This window comes from Actinoplanes sp. NPDC051346 (genome assembly GCF_040682215.1).
In the GTDB taxonomy this organism is placed as follows: domain Bacteria; phylum Actinomycetota; class Actinomycetes; order Mycobacteriales; family Micromonosporaceae; genus Actinoplanes.
This window is the reverse complement of sequence record NZ_JBFBAJ010000002.1, coordinates 341,187-358,023: the sequence shown is the minus strand read 5'-3', so window position 1 is coordinate 358,023 and position 16,837 is coordinate 341,187. Positions and strand designations below refer to the sequence as shown.

General features: G+C 67.1%; 14 protein-coding genes and 2 pseudogenes. 7 read left to right on the top strand and 9 right to left on the bottom strand.

Going from position 1 to position 16,837, the window contains the following annotated elements; translation table 11 throughout:
* Positions 1 to 8: 8 nt before the first annotated feature.
* Positions 9 to 2,669 (bottom strand): glycosyltransferase, encoded by a 2,661-nt coding sequence (locus AB0M36_RS06060; RefSeq protein ID WP_364153142.1) that lies wholly within the window; start codon positions 2,667 to 2,669, stop codon positions 9 to 11.
* A gap of 372 nt (positions 2,670 to 3,041) precedes the next feature.
* On the opposite strand from AB0M36_RS06060, the gene AB0M36_RS06055 reads away from it, so the two are divergent.
* The 3 genes from AB0M36_RS06055 (at position 3,042) to AB0M36_RS06045 (ending at position 5,910) form a co-directional block, all read left to right on the top strand.
* Positions 3,042 to 4,637: a M4 family metallopeptidase gene (locus AB0M36_RS06055; RefSeq protein ID WP_364153140.1), complete on the top strand. Its 1,596-nt coding sequence runs from the start codon at positions 3,042 to 3,044 to the stop codon at positions 4,635 to 4,637.
* A 140-nt stretch (positions 4,638 to 4,777) separates the two neighbouring features.
* Complete coding sequence (locus AB0M36_RS06050; RefSeq protein WP_364153138.1) at positions 4,778 to 5,563, top strand: hypothetical protein; 786 nt, start codon at positions 4,778 to 4,780, stop codon at positions 5,561 to 5,563.
* 122 nt (positions 5,564 to 5,685) lie between these two features.
* Complete coding sequence (locus tag AB0M36_RS06045) at positions 5,686 to 5,910, top strand: hypothetical protein (RefSeq protein WP_364153135.1); 225 nt, start codon at positions 5,686 to 5,688, stop codon at positions 5,908 to 5,910.
* Positions 5,911 to 6,177: 267 nt separating this feature from the next.
* On the opposite strand, the pseudogene AB0M36_RS06040 reads toward AB0M36_RS06045, so the two are convergent.
* A pseudogene (locus AB0M36_RS06040) lies at positions 6,178 to 6,558 on the bottom strand (integrase core domain-containing protein); the annotation flags it as partial.
* 98 nt (positions 6,559 to 6,656) lie between these two features.
* Between AB0M36_RS06040 and AB0M36_RS06035 the strand changes: the two are divergent.
* Positions 6,657 to 7,310 (top strand): tyrosine-type recombinase/integrase, encoded by a 654-nt coding sequence (locus AB0M36_RS06035; RefSeq protein ID WP_364153133.1) that lies wholly within the window; start codon positions 6,657 to 6,659, stop codon positions 7,308 to 7,310.
* 1,087 nt (positions 7,311 to 8,397) lie between these two features.
* Here the strand turns inward: AB0M36_RS06035 and AB0M36_RS06030 are convergent.
* The gene (locus AB0M36_RS06030; RefSeq protein WP_364153130.1) at positions 8,398 to 8,673 is read right to left on the bottom strand and encodes a hypothetical protein; all 276 of its coding nucleotides are present in this window, start codon (positions 8,671 to 8,673) and stop codon (positions 8,398 to 8,400) included.
* Between the two features lie 305 nt (positions 8,674 to 8,978).
* Between AB0M36_RS06030 and AB0M36_RS06025 the strand changes: the two genes are divergently transcribed.
* Entirely contained in the window at positions 8,979 to 9,629 is a 651-nt protein-coding gene (locus tag AB0M36_RS06025; protein ID WP_364153128.1) for a hypothetical protein, read from the top strand.
* A gap of 157 nt (positions 9,630 to 9,786) precedes the next feature.
* On the opposite strand, the gene AB0M36_RS06020 is transcribed toward AB0M36_RS06025, so the two are convergent.
* From AB0M36_RS06020 to AB0M36_RS06010, 3 genes are all read right to left on the bottom strand, one after another.
* Positions 9,787 to 10,194: a hypothetical protein gene (locus tag AB0M36_RS06020; RefSeq protein WP_364153126.1), complete on the bottom strand. Its 408-nt coding sequence runs from the start codon at positions 10,192 to 10,194 to the stop codon at positions 9,787 to 9,789.
* Between the two features lie 716 nt (positions 10,195 to 10,910).
* Complete coding sequence (locus tag AB0M36_RS06015) at positions 10,911 to 11,045, bottom strand: HEAT repeat domain-containing protein (RefSeq protein WP_364154269.1); 135 nt, start codon at positions 11,043 to 11,045, stop codon at positions 10,911 to 10,913.
* Positions 11,046 to 11,963: 918 nt separating this feature from the next.
* Positions 11,964 to 12,635: a hypothetical protein gene (locus tag AB0M36_RS06010; RefSeq protein ID WP_364153124.1), complete on the bottom strand. Its 672-nt coding sequence runs from the start codon at positions 12,633 to 12,635 to the stop codon at positions 11,964 to 11,966.
* Here AB0M36_RS06010 and AB0M36_RS06005 point away from each other — a divergent pair.
* Complete coding sequence (locus AB0M36_RS06005; RefSeq protein ID WP_364153121.1) at positions 12,595 to 13,404, top strand: tyrosine-type recombinase/integrase; 810 nt, start codon at positions 12,595 to 12,597, stop codon at positions 13,402 to 13,404. The two genes, AB0M36_RS06010 and AB0M36_RS06005, sit on opposite strands and share 41 nt — an antisense overlap.
* 57 nt (positions 13,405 to 13,461) lie before the next feature.
* Here the strand turns inward: AB0M36_RS06005 and AB0M36_RS06000 are convergent, their stop codons facing one another.
* Both AB0M36_RS06000 and AB0M36_RS05995 read right to left on the bottom strand, forming a co-directional pair.
* Positions 13,462 to 14,301, bottom strand: coding sequence for an aldo/keto reductase (locus AB0M36_RS06000; RefSeq protein WP_364153119.1), 840 nt, complete (start codon positions 14,299 to 14,301; stop codon positions 13,462 to 13,464).
* Positions 14,302 to 14,517: 216 nt separating this feature from the next.
* Positions 14,518 to 15,045, bottom strand: a complete 528-nt coding sequence (locus AB0M36_RS05995; RefSeq protein WP_364153116.1) for an NADAR family protein — start codon at positions 15,043 to 15,045, stop codon at positions 14,518 to 14,520.
* A 634-nt stretch (positions 15,046 to 15,679) separates the two neighbouring features.
* On the opposite strand from AB0M36_RS05995, the gene AB0M36_RS05990 reads away from it, so the two are divergent.
* Entirely contained in the window at positions 15,680 to 16,285 is a 606-nt protein-coding gene (locus AB0M36_RS05990) for a hypothetical protein (protein WP_364153114.1), read from the top strand.
* A gap of 112 nt (positions 16,286 to 16,397) precedes the next feature.
* Here the strand turns inward: AB0M36_RS05990 and AB0M36_RS05985 are convergent.
* Positions 16,398 to 16,499 (bottom strand): annotated as a pseudogene (locus AB0M36_RS05985) (IS5/IS1182 family transposase); the annotation flags it as partial.
* Between the last annotated feature and the right edge of the window lie 338 nt (positions 16,500 to 16,837).

The window sequence follows — 16,837 nt, the reverse complement described above, 5'->3', positions numbered from 1 at the left end:
AACGAAGTCTAGGACGGTCGCGGTGAGGCCGCGACGACCGGTCGGGCGTCCGCGGGCACCAACCGCGGATCCGGGCGCCAGTACGGACGCGACAGCGCCCGGGTCAGCGCCCGCCGCGACCGGTCGTCCAGCGTGAAGTCGACCGGCGGCGCGTAGGGCAGGTTGAACCACACGACGGCCCGGATCAACGGGTACGTCTTGCGGAACGTGTCGAGCGCCTTGGTGATCCACGCGGCCTGGTCGCCGCCCTGGCTGACCGTCGCGACCTCGCTGACCATGATCGGCTTGCCGAACTTGCGCAGTTGCTTGTAGTCGCCGGCGAAGATGGTGCCGGCGTCGGTCCACGTGCTCCACGATTGCGCGGTTCCCCAGTTCATGCCGCTGACGCCGAGCCAGTCGACGTAGTCATCGCCGGGATAGAACTTGTCCGGGGAGTAGGGCCGGTTGATCCCGTACCCGGAATTCAGTGACCAGACCCAGGACACGTTGGTCGCGCCGGCCGCTCGGAAGATGTCGTGCACGTGGCGCCACGCCCGCACGTAACCCCGCGGCGTGTTCCCGTTGAGGCCGACCGACCACGGATACCACCAGCCGTTGGCCTCGTGCATGAACTTGATCAGGACCGGTCGCTTGTAGCCGGCCAGACCCTTGGCCCAACTGCGGATGTACGCGTCATAGCGGCCGGACGCGATGGTGTCGACGCTGGCAGCGGCCTGGTCGGGACTGGAGTAGCCACCGGGCGGGCGGGCCCACGGCTCCCAGACGATCATCGGCACCGACCCGGAGCGGGCGACGGAGTTCAGCCAGTCCTCGCGCAGCCGCACCTCGCCGCTGCGCCACTGCTGGAACCACTGGACGAGGTGGATCCGGTCCTTCGGGTAGGTGTGCAGGACCTCGGCCGGGGTGACGCTGGAGTCGCCGTGCGACAGGCCGAAGTACGCACCGGTCGTCGGCGGCACCAGGCGGCGAGGCGCGCCGGGTGCGGGCTCCCGCGCGGTGGGAGGCGACGGCACGACGAACGCGCCCGCCGGCACCTGCGAGTCGGCGACCAGGGAACCTTGCCAGCTGGGTTGGGCCGCGGCCGGCACGAACAGGGTCACCGCTATCGACGTGGCGATGCCCAGGCGCAGGCCGGCCCGCAGGCCGGCAGACTGGTGCGGCCGCCAGGTCACCGCGGTGGTGGGACCGCTCAGCAGCAGCGCCATGAACGCCGTCCAGAACAGTCCGATCGGCGATATCCCGGCGCGGCCGTCACGCAGCAGCAGTGCCAGCCCGCCGATCATCGCCAGCAGGAGCAGCAGCGGCGGTACCAGCAGTCCGGAGAAGCGTCGCTGACGGTACTTGACGGAGATGAGCGTGCCCGGCCGACGACCCAGGAGCACGCGGACCGCCGCGGACAGGAACATCACCGCGCTGGAGAGCGTCATCTGCATGGACCGCAGCCCGGCCACCACACCCCGGTGAGCCACGGCGATGAACAGGAACAGGGCGGCCAGGTAGGGGCCGGCATGCCACAGGTACGCCGCGTCGCCCGGCGACTTGAGCATGGAGAACCGGGTGACGGCGTAGCTCAGAGAGGAGACGGCGAAGACAAGTTGCAGGCCGGCGAACAGATAGCTGACCGTGGTGTCCAGGTATTGGAGCCGGTGCGAGAAGCTCAGGCCGCGGCGCCACAGCGGCGAGTCACGCAGCAGCAGGCGCAGGCTGTCCATGGCCCAGCGCTGCCGCTGGGACAGGTATTCCGCGACGGTTTCGGGCGCCGTCCCGGTGCTCACCGGACGCGGATGGTAGACGCTGCGCCAGCCGGCGGCGTGGAGCCGGTAGGACGTGTGCAGGTCCTCGACGAAGCCCCACTCGCTGAAACCGCCGATCGAGGCCAGCGCGGCCCGCCGGTACACCGTGCCGTTGCCGCACGAGATGGCGCCGCCCGCGCGCTCCTTGGCGGGCTGAATCACCGTGTAGAAGTAGGTCTCCCGGTTGTTGAGCACATCCGACCGGGTCAGCGCGAACCGCTGATAGGTGCAGACGAACGCCAGCCCCTCGTCGCGCAGGTAACCGATCGTCTGCTCGGCGAGATCCGGTTCGGCGACGTGGTCGGCGTCCAATGTCACCACGAAGTCGCCGTCGGTGCACTCCAGGGCATGGTTGAGGTTGCCGGCCTTGCCGCGGGCGCCGCCGGTACGGGTGAAACAGACGACCCCCAGCCGTGCCGCCAGCGCGTCGATCTCCTGCCAGCCGGGCTTGCCGGCGAGCCGGCCGTCGTTCAGCAGGTAGGTCTGGTGCGGATAGTTGATGCGCAGCGCCGCCAGCAGCGTGTTCTCCACCATCTCGACCGGCTCACCGCACACCGTGATGAACACGTCGAGCGTGCCGAACGGTGGCGCCGGCGGTCCCGCACGCCAGCGGGCGCGCATGATCAGCGCCGCGGTGCAGACCAGTTGGAGCCAACAGAGAGCCTCGGCGACCAGCAGCACCGCACCCGGCACGCCGGTGCCCTCGAGCGTGCCGAGCCGCCACCACAGGTACCACCCACCGAGGCCGACGGCCGCCAGAACGGAGGCGCGGAGCAGAAACCTGAGGCCGGCGCGGGGCGGGCGTTTCCATCGAATGTCGCCGACGGGAAGAGTAGGGACCGCGGGCGGATCGACGACCGCGGGTCGGTTGAGCACCGTCAATGGGCACCTCTACTGGATGCCTGAACCCCGCACATGGGACAGAGACTAGATCCTATTTATCTGGCCGTGAATCATCTGTCAGGTCTGGGTCAGTATCCATGTCGCTTGTAGACGCGGGCCGCGCGGACGCACTACCCGATTTGAACCGATCCGGCGCTCGATCGCAACTCGGCGCCGGGCAACGCTTTCCGGGGTGCCAAAAGAGCGCTCTCATCGCGGGCGCATGCGTAGTAGCAACTATTGCGTCCCATTTCAATACTTGCATTCATCGATCTTTTGTTCATACGGTGATGGCCATTCGATGAACGGATCCGACCGTTCGGTCACCCTCTCGTGACTGAATGGCGGTTCCGCCGAGGAGGCAAGATGTCACCAGCTCACAGGCGTACGCGACCGCGGATGCCGGTGCGGGCGACGGTCGCCACCATGACCGCCGCCGGACTCATCATCGGCGGCGCGGCGACCGCCACGGCGGCGACCACACCCACGCCGCCGAACCCCGCGCCGGACACCGGGCAGGCACACGGCCTGGCCGCCAAGGTCGCCGGCGCCCTCGTCGCCGACCGCCCGGCCTACCTGCACGCCAGCGCGAACGACGCGTTCACCGCGCAGCCGGTGCTCTCGTCCGGTCCGCTGCGGTTCGTGCCGTACCAGCGCACGCATCGGGGACTGCCCGTGGTCGGTGGCGACTTCGTCGTGGTCACCGATTCCTCGGGCAACGCCCGGTACACCTCCGTGGCGCAGAAGCGGCCGATCGGCGATATCTCGCTCACTCCGAAACTCACGTCGGCCCGCGCGGAGAAGGTGGCGCGCGGTCAGCTACCGAAGGTCGCCAAGACGGAGGGCACCCGCCTGGTGGTGTTCGCGCTGTCCGGCACCCCGCGCCTGGCCTGGCAGAGCACGGTCGTCGGCCGCGGCGAGGACGGGCCGAGCCGGCTGACCGTCGAGGTGGACGCCGCGACCGGCGCGGTGTTGCACACCCAGGATCACGTGCTGCGCGGGGACGGCACCGGCGCCCTGAACGGCCCGAGCCCGCTCAAACTCGACACGACCTCGTCGGGCGGCACCTTCTCGATGACCGACCCGAAGACCAAGAACCTGTCATGTCAGGACTATGACGGCGACAAGATCTTCGAGGGTCCGGACGACCTGTGGGGCGACGGCAAGGCCGACAGCCGTGAGACCGGATGCACCGACGCGCTGTTCGTCGCGCAGACCCAGGCGAAGATGCTCACGCAATGGTTGGGCCGCGACGGCATGGACGGCGAGGGCGGCGCCTGGCCGATCCGCGTCGGCCTGGACGACCAGAACGCCTTCTACGACGGCACCCAGATCGTGCTCGGGCACAACGCCCAGGGCGGCTGGGTGTCCTCGCTCGACGTGGTCGGTCACGAGATCGGACACGGCATCGACGACCACACCCCCGGCGGCATCTCCGGCAAGGGCACCCAGGAATTCGTCGCCGACACCTTCGGCGCGATGACCGAGTGGTACGCCAACGAGCCGCAGGAGTTCGACGAGCCGGACTACACCGTCGGCGAGGCCGTCGATCTCATCGGCCAGGGCCCGATCCGCAACATGTACGACCCCTCCAAGATCGGCCACGACAACTGCTACTCCGGCGACACCGACAACGACGAGGTCCACGCGGCCGCCGGACCGGGCAACCACTGGTTCTACCTGCTCGCCGAGGGCAGCAAGCCGACCAACGGCCAGCCGGAGAGCCCCACCTGCGACGACTCCTCGGTCACCGGGGTCGGCCTGGAGAAGGCGTCCAAGATCATGTACGCCGCGATGCTCATGAAGACCTCCGACTCCTCGTACCCGTCGTACCGGACGTGGACGCTGCAGGCGGCCAAGAATCTCTTCACGGGCGGCTGCGCCGAGTTCGATGCCGTCAAGGCGGCCTGGGACGCGGTCAGCGTGCCGGCGCAGTCCGGCGATCCGACCTGCTCGGCCTGACATACACCAGCACCCCGCGGCGGGCGTCTCGACAGGGACGCCCGCCGCGGCAAGTGACCACTTCTACAGGCATGACAACGTCCGGTGAAGACATGTCGACATCGCTGGCCGGTGCCCGGGCACCGGGTGAGGGTGGAGCCATGCGAAGAATCGGCATCATGTCCGCGCTCGTGATCGCCGCCCTGGGCGCCACCCTCGCCGGCCCGCCCACCGCGGCGTCCGCCGGACCCGCCTGCCAGGCCAGGGCTCCACTGACCGTGGACGGCGAGACCGCGTACGCCACCACCACCGAGCCGGGGGCGGCCGTCTGCTACCCGTTCGAGGGACGGATCGGGCAGGACGTGGTCATCGGCCTCTACATCCCGCTCGACGACGGCACCTGGCGCGGCTACGCGAGCCGCGCGACGGTGCTCGATCCCGACGGCGCCGTCGTGGCGGCCTTCAGTGCCGAAAGCCCACAGGTTCGGCCGACGTTCCGCGTGCCGGTGCCGACCCTGTCCCGCGACGGCACATACACGCTGGTGCTGGCACCGATCCAGACCACCTCGACCCTGCGGGTCGCGGCCGCCGTCTCATCGCGTCAGGTGATCGGCGCGACCCGGGTCGACGGCCCCGGCCGGCAGGTGGGCTACGACCGGGTCGGCCAGGACAAGGACCTGCGTTTTCCGGGTACGCCCGAACAGTTCGTCGCCCTGCGCGTCACCGGCTTCGACCTGACCACCCGCGAGGTTGGCGCGACGCCCGGACTGTGGATCGAGGTACGCCGGGCACGGAGCGACGCCGTCGCCTATCGCGGTGTGGCGTTCGGGCCCGGCGACTTCACCATCGGGCCGCTGCGGGAGGCCGGCGACTTCACCGTGCGCTCCTGGCCGCTGGACGGTTCCCTCGGCCGCGCCACGGTCGGCATCGTCACCTCCCACCCGTGACCCCGGATCGATCAGGAATCGAGAAGCGCCGGCCACCGAGCCACAACTAGCGTGACCTCCGTGAACATCCCACCCGGCAGGTCGCTGGGGCCCTGGGATGCTCGCCTTCGGAGGAGATCCCATTGAACTGGAACAAGTGGGTTCGGCAGATCCACCGCTGGCTGGCCATCGCCTTCACCGTGACCGTCATCGTCACTTTCATCGCCTTGACACAAGAGAAGCCTGTCGTCTGGGTGTCCTACGTGCCGCTGCTCCCGCTCGCCTTGCTTCTTTTCACCGGTCTGTACTTGTTCGCGCTGCCGTACACCACCAAGTGGCGCAGGCGGCGCGCCGCTCCCGTGAGATGACCGTGGGTGTGCATGTTGCTCGATCCGCTCACGTAGTCTGGCCCACCAAGCGCCGGTCGAGCAGCGGGGAGGCACGACAGTGTCGGGGTCGACAGACGAGCACATAGCCGCCGCCATTGCCGCTATCCGGGACGAGTCCCGGCGGTGGTCAGCCCTGGTTCAAGCTCGAGGTACGGCGTCCCGTGCGGCAATCAGGCGAACATGTCAGCTGGTCACGGCACTGTCCGCAGTGCTCCTCTGACTGGGCCCCGGTTGGTGGTCCACCGGCTATGAGAGTGCTGGTTGCCGGTTGGTGGTCCATCGGCTGTGGAAGGCGTCGGGGGTGAGCCAGTCCAGGGAGCCGTGGGGTCGGTAGGTGTTGTACTCGATACGCCAGTCTTCCGCCAGGACTTGGGCTTCGAGCAGGTTGTCGAACTGTTCGCAGGTGAGGAACTCGTCGCGGAATCTGCCGTTGAAGGATTCGCAGATGCCGTTCTGCCACGGTGATGCTGGGTCGATGTGGGCGGGGCTGACTCCGGCGTAGCGGCACCAGTCGAGTAGGGCGTGCGCGGTCAGTTCGGGCCCGTTGTCCATCCGGATGTGTTCCGGGCGGCGTCCCAGTGCGGAGATGAGGTCGTCGAGGACGTTGACGGTGGCGTCTGCGGTGAATGAACGCTGATGACTGGGCCCCGGTTGGTGGTCCGCCGGTTATGAGAGTGCTGGTTGCCGGTTGGTGATCCATTGCTAGTCACGGCCGGCTGTCGGTTGTGATCGGCTTCTACCGCGTGTGCATCATCGACCAGATCCTGCCGCACTCGCTGGCCGACTACGTCCGCCGGCCGCTCGTGCCGCCCGAGTCGCCCACGCTCGGCCTCAGCCATCTGCAGTTCGAGGCGATGATCACCACAGCCCGACTGTCGACCAACATCAACGACTTCGCCCTGGTCGTGATGCTCGGCCTCCTCGGACTGCGGATCTTCGAAGCCTGCGGCGCCAACATCGCCGACCTCGGCGAGGAACACGGCCACCGCGTGCTCAAGGTCCGCGGCAAGGGCGGCAAAGTCGTCTTGGTCCCGGTGCCACCGGCGGTCGCTCGGGCAATCGACCGCGCCGTCGAAGGCCGCGACGATGGCCCGATCCTGCGCGACTTGCGCGGTCGGCGGATGGACCGGCATGCAGCGACACGCCGACTCAAGCACCTGGCCGAGACCGCTGGCCTCCGGATCTCGAAGATGCACCCGCACATGCTGCGACACACCTTCGTCACCACCATGCTCGACGCCGGCGTCAGCCTCCGCGACGTCCAGATCGCCGCCCGCCACGCAGACCCCCGCACCACCATCCGCTACGACCGCGCCCGCAAGAACCTCGACCGACACCCCAACTACATCCTCGCCGGCTTCATGGCCTCCGGAACGTAGCCGGAGTCAACGCCCGACCGTGCCGATGAGAATGCGTCGGTTGTGGGCGCTACGGGTACCACGCTTCGGGTGCACCGCAGGCGCAGATGAGTGGAGGACGAGCACCTTGGCGGGTAACGAATGCGAGTGGGTAGCGAGCATCCCGTGGTGGCGGTTCTCGATGCTGGGCGCAACACTTACGTTGACTGACGAAGCGGTTACCTTCACGCCCCTGGCAGGCCTGGGACGTAGCCGACGGTTCGCGCGGAAAGACGTGGAAAAAGTCAGCGTCGAAGCCGACAGGCCGCCTCGATTGCGGCTCACCACGTTTAGTGATCAATCGCTGACTTTGATAGTGCTACCAGCCCGAAACGTACCGGTGTGGACGACCGACTCATCGGCCCGAGACCAGGCGGTCGCGGCCATCGACGAGTGGCTGACTGGAAAGTAGCGGGCGTCGCCCTCCACCTCTGAAGGTCTAGCCGGCACCGACAGGCATTTCCGAACCCGTGCGGGCCCGCGCCGATGACGACTCGCGCCGTGGTTGTTCCTGTGTGATGAGGGTGCCGTCTGGAAGCCTTATCACTGTGGGCGGTGGGCCGGTCTGTAGGCACATGTACGCCTTGCTCATGGTGGGGGGTGGTGTATTGCATCCTCCTTCCACCACCGTCGCCGGCCCCGAGGGATCGGGGCTTGGTTCGTTGGCCGGTGAAGGACTCAGCCCGGGCGACGGTCGTCCTCCACTAGGAGGACCCTGTTCTCCTTGCGCGCACGCGCCGGCCAACCCGACGGTTGCGGCGAGCGTCAGGCATCCGTGCAAGGCGGCTCTCGCAGCCGACCGGCGGTGCTCCGACAAAGACATCCATCCTCCAGGTGAACCGCCCGCGCCGGTATCCGGATCTGCCGCGATCCGGGCGTCTGGCGGAAGCCGGCGGCGGTCCTTCGCTGAAGGCGCTGTGGCGGCAACGCTAAGCTCAACCTCGTAGTCGCTCACCTGGAGTGTTGCGACGACCGCCAGAATCCGCCCCGTCCAGGTGGGGCCACTGATGACCGTCAGAATCAGTCCGGCGAGGTTACCAGTGTCCCGTCGTGCCGCTGATGGTGCCTGTTACGCGGGCCGGTGCGGATCGCGCGCAAGCGTCAGAGAAGCGAAGCCGAGGTCCAGCGGGTTGATACCCGCGTCGAGATGGATGTGCGCCTCGTTCGGGGCTTGGGCATCAGAGAGCGCGAGGCACATCCGGGCGAGATCGCGAAGCCCAGCAGGGTCTCCGAAGATCTCCACCGAACCGTTCACCACCTCCACGGTGACCGTGCCGCCCTCGGCGGGGGCCACGACTCCAACTGACGCGTCGTATGCAGGCACGGATAGCGAGAGTTCAGCCATGGACATCATCCTTCCTCATTGCATGCCGTTAACTCTCGTGCCGCCGTCCGTGCGCGCGGGACCCGTGTGCAGCTCCGGGGGCGTTCGCCCAGCTGGGTCGGTGCACGGCGGCGTGGCACGGTCAATTCGGCCGACCGGACCCGTGGTGCACTCGCAGCGGTGAGGCCGTGGGGCTGATCGGCTGACGTGCCGAGGAGGTCGTCGACCTTAAGCTCCGCTGGTGCTTGAGCTGCCCAGACCACCCGCTATACGGCTGCCTCTCGCCGGCCTTCTCCATGTCGTCGAGTGAGCTTGGTCGAGAACCGATGCGCGAGATCGAGCTGAACGTAGTGCCGTCTCCGCCGCGGACCTGGGCGCCGGTACGGGCTGGCGTCGCCTTCCTGGCGACGGTCCTTCTCGTGTTGGCGTACGGGAATATGGTCGACCTCGTGGTTCTGCATGACCATCCGATTCCCACCTTGGTCTTCGGACCCGCGTTGTGGGTGCTGCTCGCCATGGCCGTGACGATGCTTGTTCCGTCCGACCTTCGGAGCCGATCGGCCGTCGCCTGGGCGTTTGGGGGTACCGGGCTTGCCGTCCTACTCGTCGGCTGCATCGCTCTGACAGCATCCCTCTTCGGGTTGGGGATCGGATCGTCAGGCCGGCACGGTAACCGGATCGATCTCGGGTCATCAGCGGACGGCCGCTACCAAGTCGAGGTGTTCTCCTGGCAGGCCGTGCTGGGTGAGCCCGGCTGGGACGTCGTCGTCTACCGTCGAGACGGCCTACGCGGTACCGAGGCGTACGCAGGATGCCTGTTCTCGGAGGCATCGGCGAACTACCAAGCAATCCAGTCGGTCGAAGCCGGTTCTGTGCGCATCGCCACCGATGAGGGCTCGATCGCCATCGCGTTCGACCCGGACGCCATGCGAATCACCCAACCTATTCCAGTAGATCTTTGCGGGGGGCACGGATAACTGCCCCAGCGGGGCCGCTTTAAGCCGCCCACGACCGACGCCTCAACTGGCCTTTCTGGGTGCACTCTTCTTCCGCCGTCCGTGCGCGCGGGCGAGCGGCTCTCCGTCACGCTCCATGACCGGCCGACCTCGCTCCTTCATGGATGACCTGCCGAGATCAAGGCATTGTTCGCACCGGATCGTCCGGCCAGTCAGCCACGATGACCAAGGGAACCGAGTCCGGTGATCGGAAGTCGTCTCCAGGAAAGTATTCGATGTGCTGGTGCCGGTTGACGCCCCGGCTATCGGCAGTCTCGGCTTGCTCAGCCACACCGTCGAGCGCGTCCCAGAGGATGTCGAGGTACTCGCGGCCCCCGGAGACACGCAGCATGGTCCGGTCCCGCAGACCGATCAGCAGCGGCCCGGCGGTCACCTCCTGGGCGACGGTCCCACCAGTGATCGTCACTTCGACACGCTCTACATGCCGGCGAAGCAGCCCGCCGAGGGCGCGAAGGGCACCAGGTGGGCCGCTAAGTTCCAACTCGTCTCCACTGACCGAAAGGCGGCACCGCTGGTGATCACTCACCAGCGCATTCTCGCTTACCTCGCGTCCTCCCGCCCAGCATCCGGATCTGCCGCCTGTGCGCGGCGACCACCGTCAGCTTGTCGCCCTCCGTGCCGACGGCTGGCTCTGCGGCCAGCGTCCGAACCTGCCGATGAGCCTGACATGCCGCGATGCGCGCCGACCAGGGTGAGCCGTCACGCACGGTGGTCGGCCGCATGGCGGCCCACGTCCTGATCTGGCCGATGTGCGGACGCATGCCGCCTGCCATGATGTCCGTGTGCGATGGGACACGGTCGGGCCCGGTGCCGCCGGGCTGACCGGAGCCGATGTCGCGATCATCGGCCTGTTCTCCGGCAAGAACAAGATGTCGGCGCGAAGCTCGACCAGCTCGGCGCGTCGGTGGAGGCCCTTGGTGGGCGGGTGGTCAGCCGGCACGTTCAGCGGCGAGGTGTTTCGCACGGCGGTGCGACCAAGATGGCCGACCCGTTCTCCCGGCGCACTCTTCTGGGCCCCGGTAAGGCACGCGAAGTCGGTCGAGCATGCCGGGAGCGCGGGGTGCATGTCGCGGTATTCGTGAACCCGCCGACCGACCTCCAAGGCTCCGTTCTGGCCGACATGTTCGGTTGCCTCGTCGTCAGCGGGAATGACCTGGTCACACCTGGCAGATGAACGCGCGCCGATGCCGCTGGATGCTCGTGACGCGAACGCGATTGGTCGTCTTGACATCGAGCGGTCGGCTACGTCCTGTTCAGTCTGGCGAGGCCGCGAGCCGCGAACTTGCGAACCTGCTCGTCCGGGTCGGCCAATAGCGCACGAAGTGTGGGGTGGGCGCTCCGCTCGCGCAGCCCGCCCAACTCCCAGCCGAGGACCATCCGCACGTCGTCCAGCAATGACCGAGCAACAGCGTCGACCCAATCGGCGTCCGGTTGGCTCGCGAGACCATCCAGCGCCGTGTACCGCAATTGTGGTTCGGCTAGGCCACGAGAGGCCTGCCGGCGATCCGGCCCGCAGTGCGGAACTGATCAGCCTGATCGGCGGCAGTCAGTGATGCTCGACGTCCTCGCCAGCGTCCACGCCGTCCGCCTTCCCGATGCTTGGGTCGGCGCGGGCGTCGTCGATGGGCCACAGCGGCTTCAACGTGTTCCGCGAGCGCGTGTCCCCGACCACCTGAACCAAGATCATTCACGGCAGACGGGACAGAACCCCGAAGCCGTGGAGATAGTCAACAGCCCATCGCCAGGTTGACCAACATCCCTGGACAGCACACTTAGTTCAGAAGGCCGTCGACCACGCGGACGGTCCATTGCGCTCGACCGGTCACATCTACCGTAAGGCTATGGTCGTGAACGTCGGAGCGAACCCGGTGGAATGTTTGCACTCCGTCGCACGGCCATGGCTTCAGTGCAGGTTCTTTGTCTCGCTTGATCTCGATCTTTCCACCCCCGACGCAGTGGATCACCAGCGTGTATCCCTTGCCCGTGTGCGAGAATTTCGGCAGAGCTAGATCCTCCTGGCCGTTAGCGGGCAGGATGAGCTCTTCGAAGCCTGGAGGCATGGTGGGAGTGATGACGGGCTCCGCCGCCGGGGTCGAGGATGGCGGTACAGGCTTGACGGACGTCGGTGGATTCCTGGGCGTTGCGCTTTCCTGCGTGGAGCAGCCGGCAAGGAAAGCGGCGAAGATCGTGACTGGAACAACGCGTCGCATATCTACCTAAAATCTTTGTTGGACGAGAGCGCCGCCGCGCCTTCCTACTGGGCGCGGCGGCACTGGACAAGATGGCGCAGGAGGCTTAAAGCGGCTTCTGGCTGACCTTGAACCTCTCCTCGTACGGCATCGTGGCCTTGCCCGTCTTCAGGGTCTTCTCCTGGCAACTGCGGTAGACCTGGTACTTCCTGAAGGCGACGACCTCATTCCACACCCCGTACTCCACGGTCGTCAGAGTGCGCGGCTGCAGCGTGATGATCCGCTTGGCGCCACTCTCGGTGGTCCACTCCTTTGAGATTCCCCCGTTGATGGTGGCCTTGACCTTGGCGAAGACCCACGCCTTCAACTCCTCCTCAACGGAGATGTCGATGTGGAACGCGAACTTCTTGGTCTTGGTGACGTGCACCTCCATCGTGTCCTTGTTCGGCGTGTTGTTCTCATCCGACCAGCGCTGGACCCGATCGAAGCTGTTCTTCACGTTCGCGACGGACTTCTTGACAACCGCCGTGCAGTTGTCAGGAGCACGATCCGGGCCGCCCTTGCCAGGCTGCGAGCCAGCCACAGGCTCCTCGTCGCCTCCGACGTCACCGCCACCCGGGATCGCGGGCGGAGCATCTGGATCTTCCGGCTCCGCCTGAATCGTGTCGACCTGGAAAGCCGGCGCGGCCTGCGCGCCGCCAGCGGCCACGCTGCTGAAACCGGCCGCGATCGCCGCAATGGCGGCAGCCATGCGCAAACGCCTACTTACGTACTTCACGATGTCCTCCCCCGCATCAAGCCGACCCCCTCAACGAAGATCGACGGCGCTGACCGTAGGGCAAGACATCAAGATCAACAAATCGTTCGGTGACCACCTAGAGTCCCGACAAGGGTGGTCAGAGCTCGCAGGATGTCGCAGCCACGGCTGTCACCTGATCCGGCACCTCGCCGAGCAAACTCACGTCGCCCCTCCGCCGAGCGCACGATCCGGTCGATCCGGCCGGCGGCCCGTGGTTCGAGGCCCTAATCACCACAGCAAGGTTGTCGCCGAACATCAACGATTTTGCTTTGATCGCCGTGCTCGGACTCCTGGCCCGCGGATCTTTGAAGCGTGCCGCAGCAACGTCGGCGACCTCGGCGAGGAACACGGCCACCGGGTGCTCAAGGTCCGCGGCAAAGGCAGCAAGACCGTGCTGATCCCGCTGCCGCCAGCGGTGGCCCGGGCGATCGACCGAGCCGTCGACGACCGCGAGGCCGGGCCGATCCTGCGCAACGCACACGGCCTGCGGATGGACCGGCATGCGGCCTCTCGCCGGCTCAGGCATCTGGCCGACGCGGCAGGGATCCGCATGCCGAGGATGCATCCGCACATGCTTCGGCATACGTTCCTGACTACCATGCTCGACGCTGGTGTCAGCCTGCGGGACGTTCAGATCGCCGCCCGGCACGCCGACCCCCGCACCACGATGCGCTACGACCGTCCGCGCAAGAACCTCGACCGGCACCCCCAGTACATCCTCGCCGCCTACATGGCCTCAGGCACATAGCAGACCAGCGCGCGGAACTGCCGAAGTGAGTGCGTGGCAATGCAGGCGCGGCAGCCACTACGTCGGCTGGTGCAGCCGATCCAGGGCGGCGTATTGAGCCGAGGTGAGGTGGAGGTCCTCGGCAGCGAGGTTCTCCTCCACGTGGGCCACCCGGGCAGTGCCGGGGATGGGCAGCATGACCGGCGAGCGGCTGAGGAGCCAGGCGAGGATGACCTGGGTGGGAGTGGCACCCGCCTCGGACGCCACGGCGGCGATCCCCGCCAGTTCCCCTGATGTACCGGCCGCGACAGGCCGCCACGGCAGAAAGGCGATCCCGGCATGCTCACAGGCCTTGAGCACCGGCTCATGCTCGCGGTCGAGCACGTTGTACCGGTTCTGCACGCTCGCAACATCGACGATCTGCCGCGCCTGGTCGAGTTCGGCAACGGTGACTTCAGACAGTCCGATCCGGCCGATCTTGCCCTCGGTCCTCATGTCCCGCAGCGTGCCCAGCTGGTCCGCGAGCGGTGTTTCCGGGTCGATCCGGTGCAACTGGAGCAGCTCGATCCGCTCGACGCGCAGTCGGCGCAGCGCCTGCTCGACCTGCGTGCGGAGGACATCTGGCCGCCCGTCCAGTTTCCATTCGCCCCGCGGGCCCGATCGCGCGACACCGACCTTGGTGGTGATGACTAGCCCGTCCGGATAGGGGTACAGGGCCTCGGCGAGAAGCTCCTCGTTGGCTCCCCCGCCATACAGATAGGCCGTGTCGATCAGCGTGACGCCCAGCTCGACGACTCGCCGGGCCACCGCCAAAGACGACTCGCGGGCAGGACCCGCCTCGGTGGGCAGGTGCATGGCCCCGAACCCGAGCCGCCGCACCTCCAGATCTCCGCCGATACGGAACGCCTTCGATGTCATCTAGCTCCCCCCGCTGAAGGCGCAACGCTAGCAACGCGATCCGTTCGCGTCTGTCCCGGCATCGAGGCCGCGAGAGGAACAAGAGTGCACTGATCTGCCGCGCTCCGTGCGCGCTGGGAATGACCAGGTCTCCTACGGAGTCGCTCTCCCTGAGCCGCTGCGCAGCAGGGCGCTCGTAGATGGCCAGTGCCGTGCGCGCGGGCGAGCGGCTCTCCGTCACGCTCCTTGTTGCCGTCTCGGCGTGCCAGCACGCGTTCGTGCCGAGGAGCGGACGCCGCCATGACCCTTGTCGCCGGTGTGTGCCTGGTCGGCGTGAAGCCGGGTACGGGTGCGCATCAGGATCCGGCCGAGCATGTTCCTGCCGACCCCGGACCGGCCACGTCCCCAGTAATGGTCGGTGTCGGTGTCTTCGACGATCTCCTCGTCGCCGGTGCCCAGCAGGACCACGCGGATGTCGGCATCGGCGGCGAACTTGGCCGCGACTGCCCGGCGCATCACGTCGTCCTTGACCCGGTCCCAGTCACGGCGCAGCGGCCGGGACCGATCGCGACCCAACTGCGCGGCGCGCAGCGGCGTGGCCGCCCGGCGGATCAGGTCACCATGGCGGGTACCGGCGAACTTCTGCGCCTGAAAGTAGTGCTCCGACGTTGGCCACCAGCGGCCGTCCAGGTCGAAGCCGTGCGCGGAGAAGTTCGAGAAGCAGCCATACGGAACCTCGTCGGCACCGTAAAAGTAGATCGTCACCTGGGCCTCGGAACAGAAAGGGGTCAGGATCCGCACCGTGCCACGGCCACCGTCAGCGCCGCAACCGAGTTGCTGCTCCACATCCGGACATACCGCAATCCGAGGTGATCGGTACGCCATGACGGGCGCGCCGACATGCCGAGTTCAATGCACGACTTGATTGTGGTGCCCACTCCGATCCCCGAGCCGCCTTACGGAGCGGTTGCCGTACGGGCGCCTGGCTCGCTCCGAGAGCCAGGCAGCGGCTTGGTGCGCATCGAGCACCTCTCCGTAACGGGTCACGACGACGCGATCGAGAGGCCTGTCGCTGACGCGGTTCCGCTCTTCTGGCGATTCATGATCGAGAAGTTCGGGGTGGACCCCGACCCTCGCGCACGAACGCACTGATCTATCGCCGACCGTCTGCGGACCGGCGGCTGCCAGCCACGCCGGGTTACCGGACGACCATGCCGACCTGCCGATGTGAGCCTATTTCGCGAATTCCAAATGCATGGGACTGAATATGTCGGGGCATCCGGGAGGCTCGCAAGCTGCATTCAGCACTATCTGAGACAGCGAAGTAGATCGATGGGTTTTCTTTCGCTTGTGGCGGTCAACGGGCTTGGGTCACTCGTCACGACCGAAAGGAAGAGAGATGCACCGTCCGCACATTCCCTGGCAGTTGATCGTAGCCGTTTGCCTTGCGCTACCGGCCACGGTCGTCGCCGCCGCACCCGCCGCAGCAGCTCCCCGCATAGGGTCAGCCGCAACCGAGGAACGCCTGCTGGAAGCGCCCGGCTCGATGACGTCCACGGTTTCCGGCACCTTCACCGATGCGACCGGCGCGGTGGGCACGGCCAGCGGCACATTCGCTCCCGAGCGCTTCGAGGTCGCCGACGACGGCATCGTCGCGGTCGGCTCCCTTGCTGCCACACTCGTGGACTCGAACGGGGAGATCATCGGTAGCGAAACGCAGAGCGTGGCACTCCCTCTCGTGTCCGGAAGCACAAGCGCGACCGGCGTGGCGGCCCAAGCCTTCTGCCCCATCCTGGACCTGGTGCTCGGGCCGCTAGATCTCGACCTGCTCGGCCTGCGCGTGCATCTGGACCGGGTTCACCTCAACATCACCGCGGTCTCGGGACCGGGTGACCTGCTCGGCAACCTGCTCTGCGCGGTGGCCGGCCTGCTCGATCCCATTCGCCCGCCACTGCAGACCATCGTGGACCTCTTGAACCAGATTCTCTCGATCCTGCGATCGTGAACCTGCGCCAACAATGACGTTTCCGGCCCGGACACTCGCCGTCCGGGCCCGGGAACGAAGGCCTGTTTCATAGCCACTCGCCGATGACGGTGATGGTCAGGACTGCTGGGAAGCGGGTCCGGGACCGGCCGACGCTGAGCCGGCCGACCCGGATCCGACCAAGTACGGGGTTGGACTGCGGGCTGTCACCACGATGCCCGGCGGTCACGACCAGTGGTGAAACCGCCGCGCGGGAACGGCCCAAAGCGTGGTCGTCCGCGGCGGCGTGCTGTCAGGAGCACAGGAAGACCGTGGCGATCGGCTCGTCGTGGTCGTCCTCGGACTCGCACACCGGCCAGGCCTCCTCAACCGGCCACAGCAGGGGCCCGCCCAGCGAGCTCTCCCGCACCCCCCCGGATACGCCCGCCGCGGATGCAACCGTAACTGCGAGCCTTGGAAGGCTTAAACGATCTTTTCCCGGCCGTTCTCCCGCGGAAGGTGGCGCATTTCTGACAGTCGGCGAGCGGAAAAGCTCTCGTGCCTGCCGGCGGCTGGTTACACAATATGGTCGGC

Bases quoted from the DNA above. Each gene is read 5' to 3' on its own strand.
- AB0M36_RS06030 (WP_364153130.1), bottom strand. From the start codon at position 8,673: ATGGCTGAACTCTCGCTATCCGTGCCTGCATACGACGCGTCAGTTGGA.
- AB0M36_RS06050 (WP_364153138.1), top strand. From the start codon at position 4,778: ATGCGAAGAATCGGCATCATGTCCGCGCTCGTGATCGCCGCCCTGGGC.
- AB0M36_RS05990 (WP_364153114.1), top strand. From the start codon at position 15,680: ATGCACCGTCCGCACATTCCCTGGCAGTTGATCGTAGCCGTTTGCCTT.
- AB0M36_RS06000 (WP_364153119.1), bottom strand. From the start codon at position 14,301: ATGACATCGAAGGCGTTCCGTATCGGCGGAGATCTGGAGGTGCGGCGG.
- AB0M36_RS06025 (WP_364153128.1), top strand. From the start codon at position 8,979: ATGCGCGAGATCGAGCTGAACGTAGTGCCGTCTCCGCCGCGGACCTGG.
- AB0M36_RS06055 (WP_364153140.1), top strand. From the start codon at position 3,042: ATGTCACCAGCTCACAGGCGTACGCGACCGCGGATGCCGGTGCGGGCG.
- AB0M36_RS06005 (WP_364153121.1), top strand. From the start codon at position 12,595: ATGGCGGCAGCCATGCGCAAACGCCTACTTACGTACTTCACGATGTCC.
- AB0M36_RS06015 (WP_364154269.1), bottom strand. From the start codon at position 11,045: ATGGTCCTCGGCTGGGAGTTGGGCGGGCTGCGCGAGCGGAGCGCCCAC.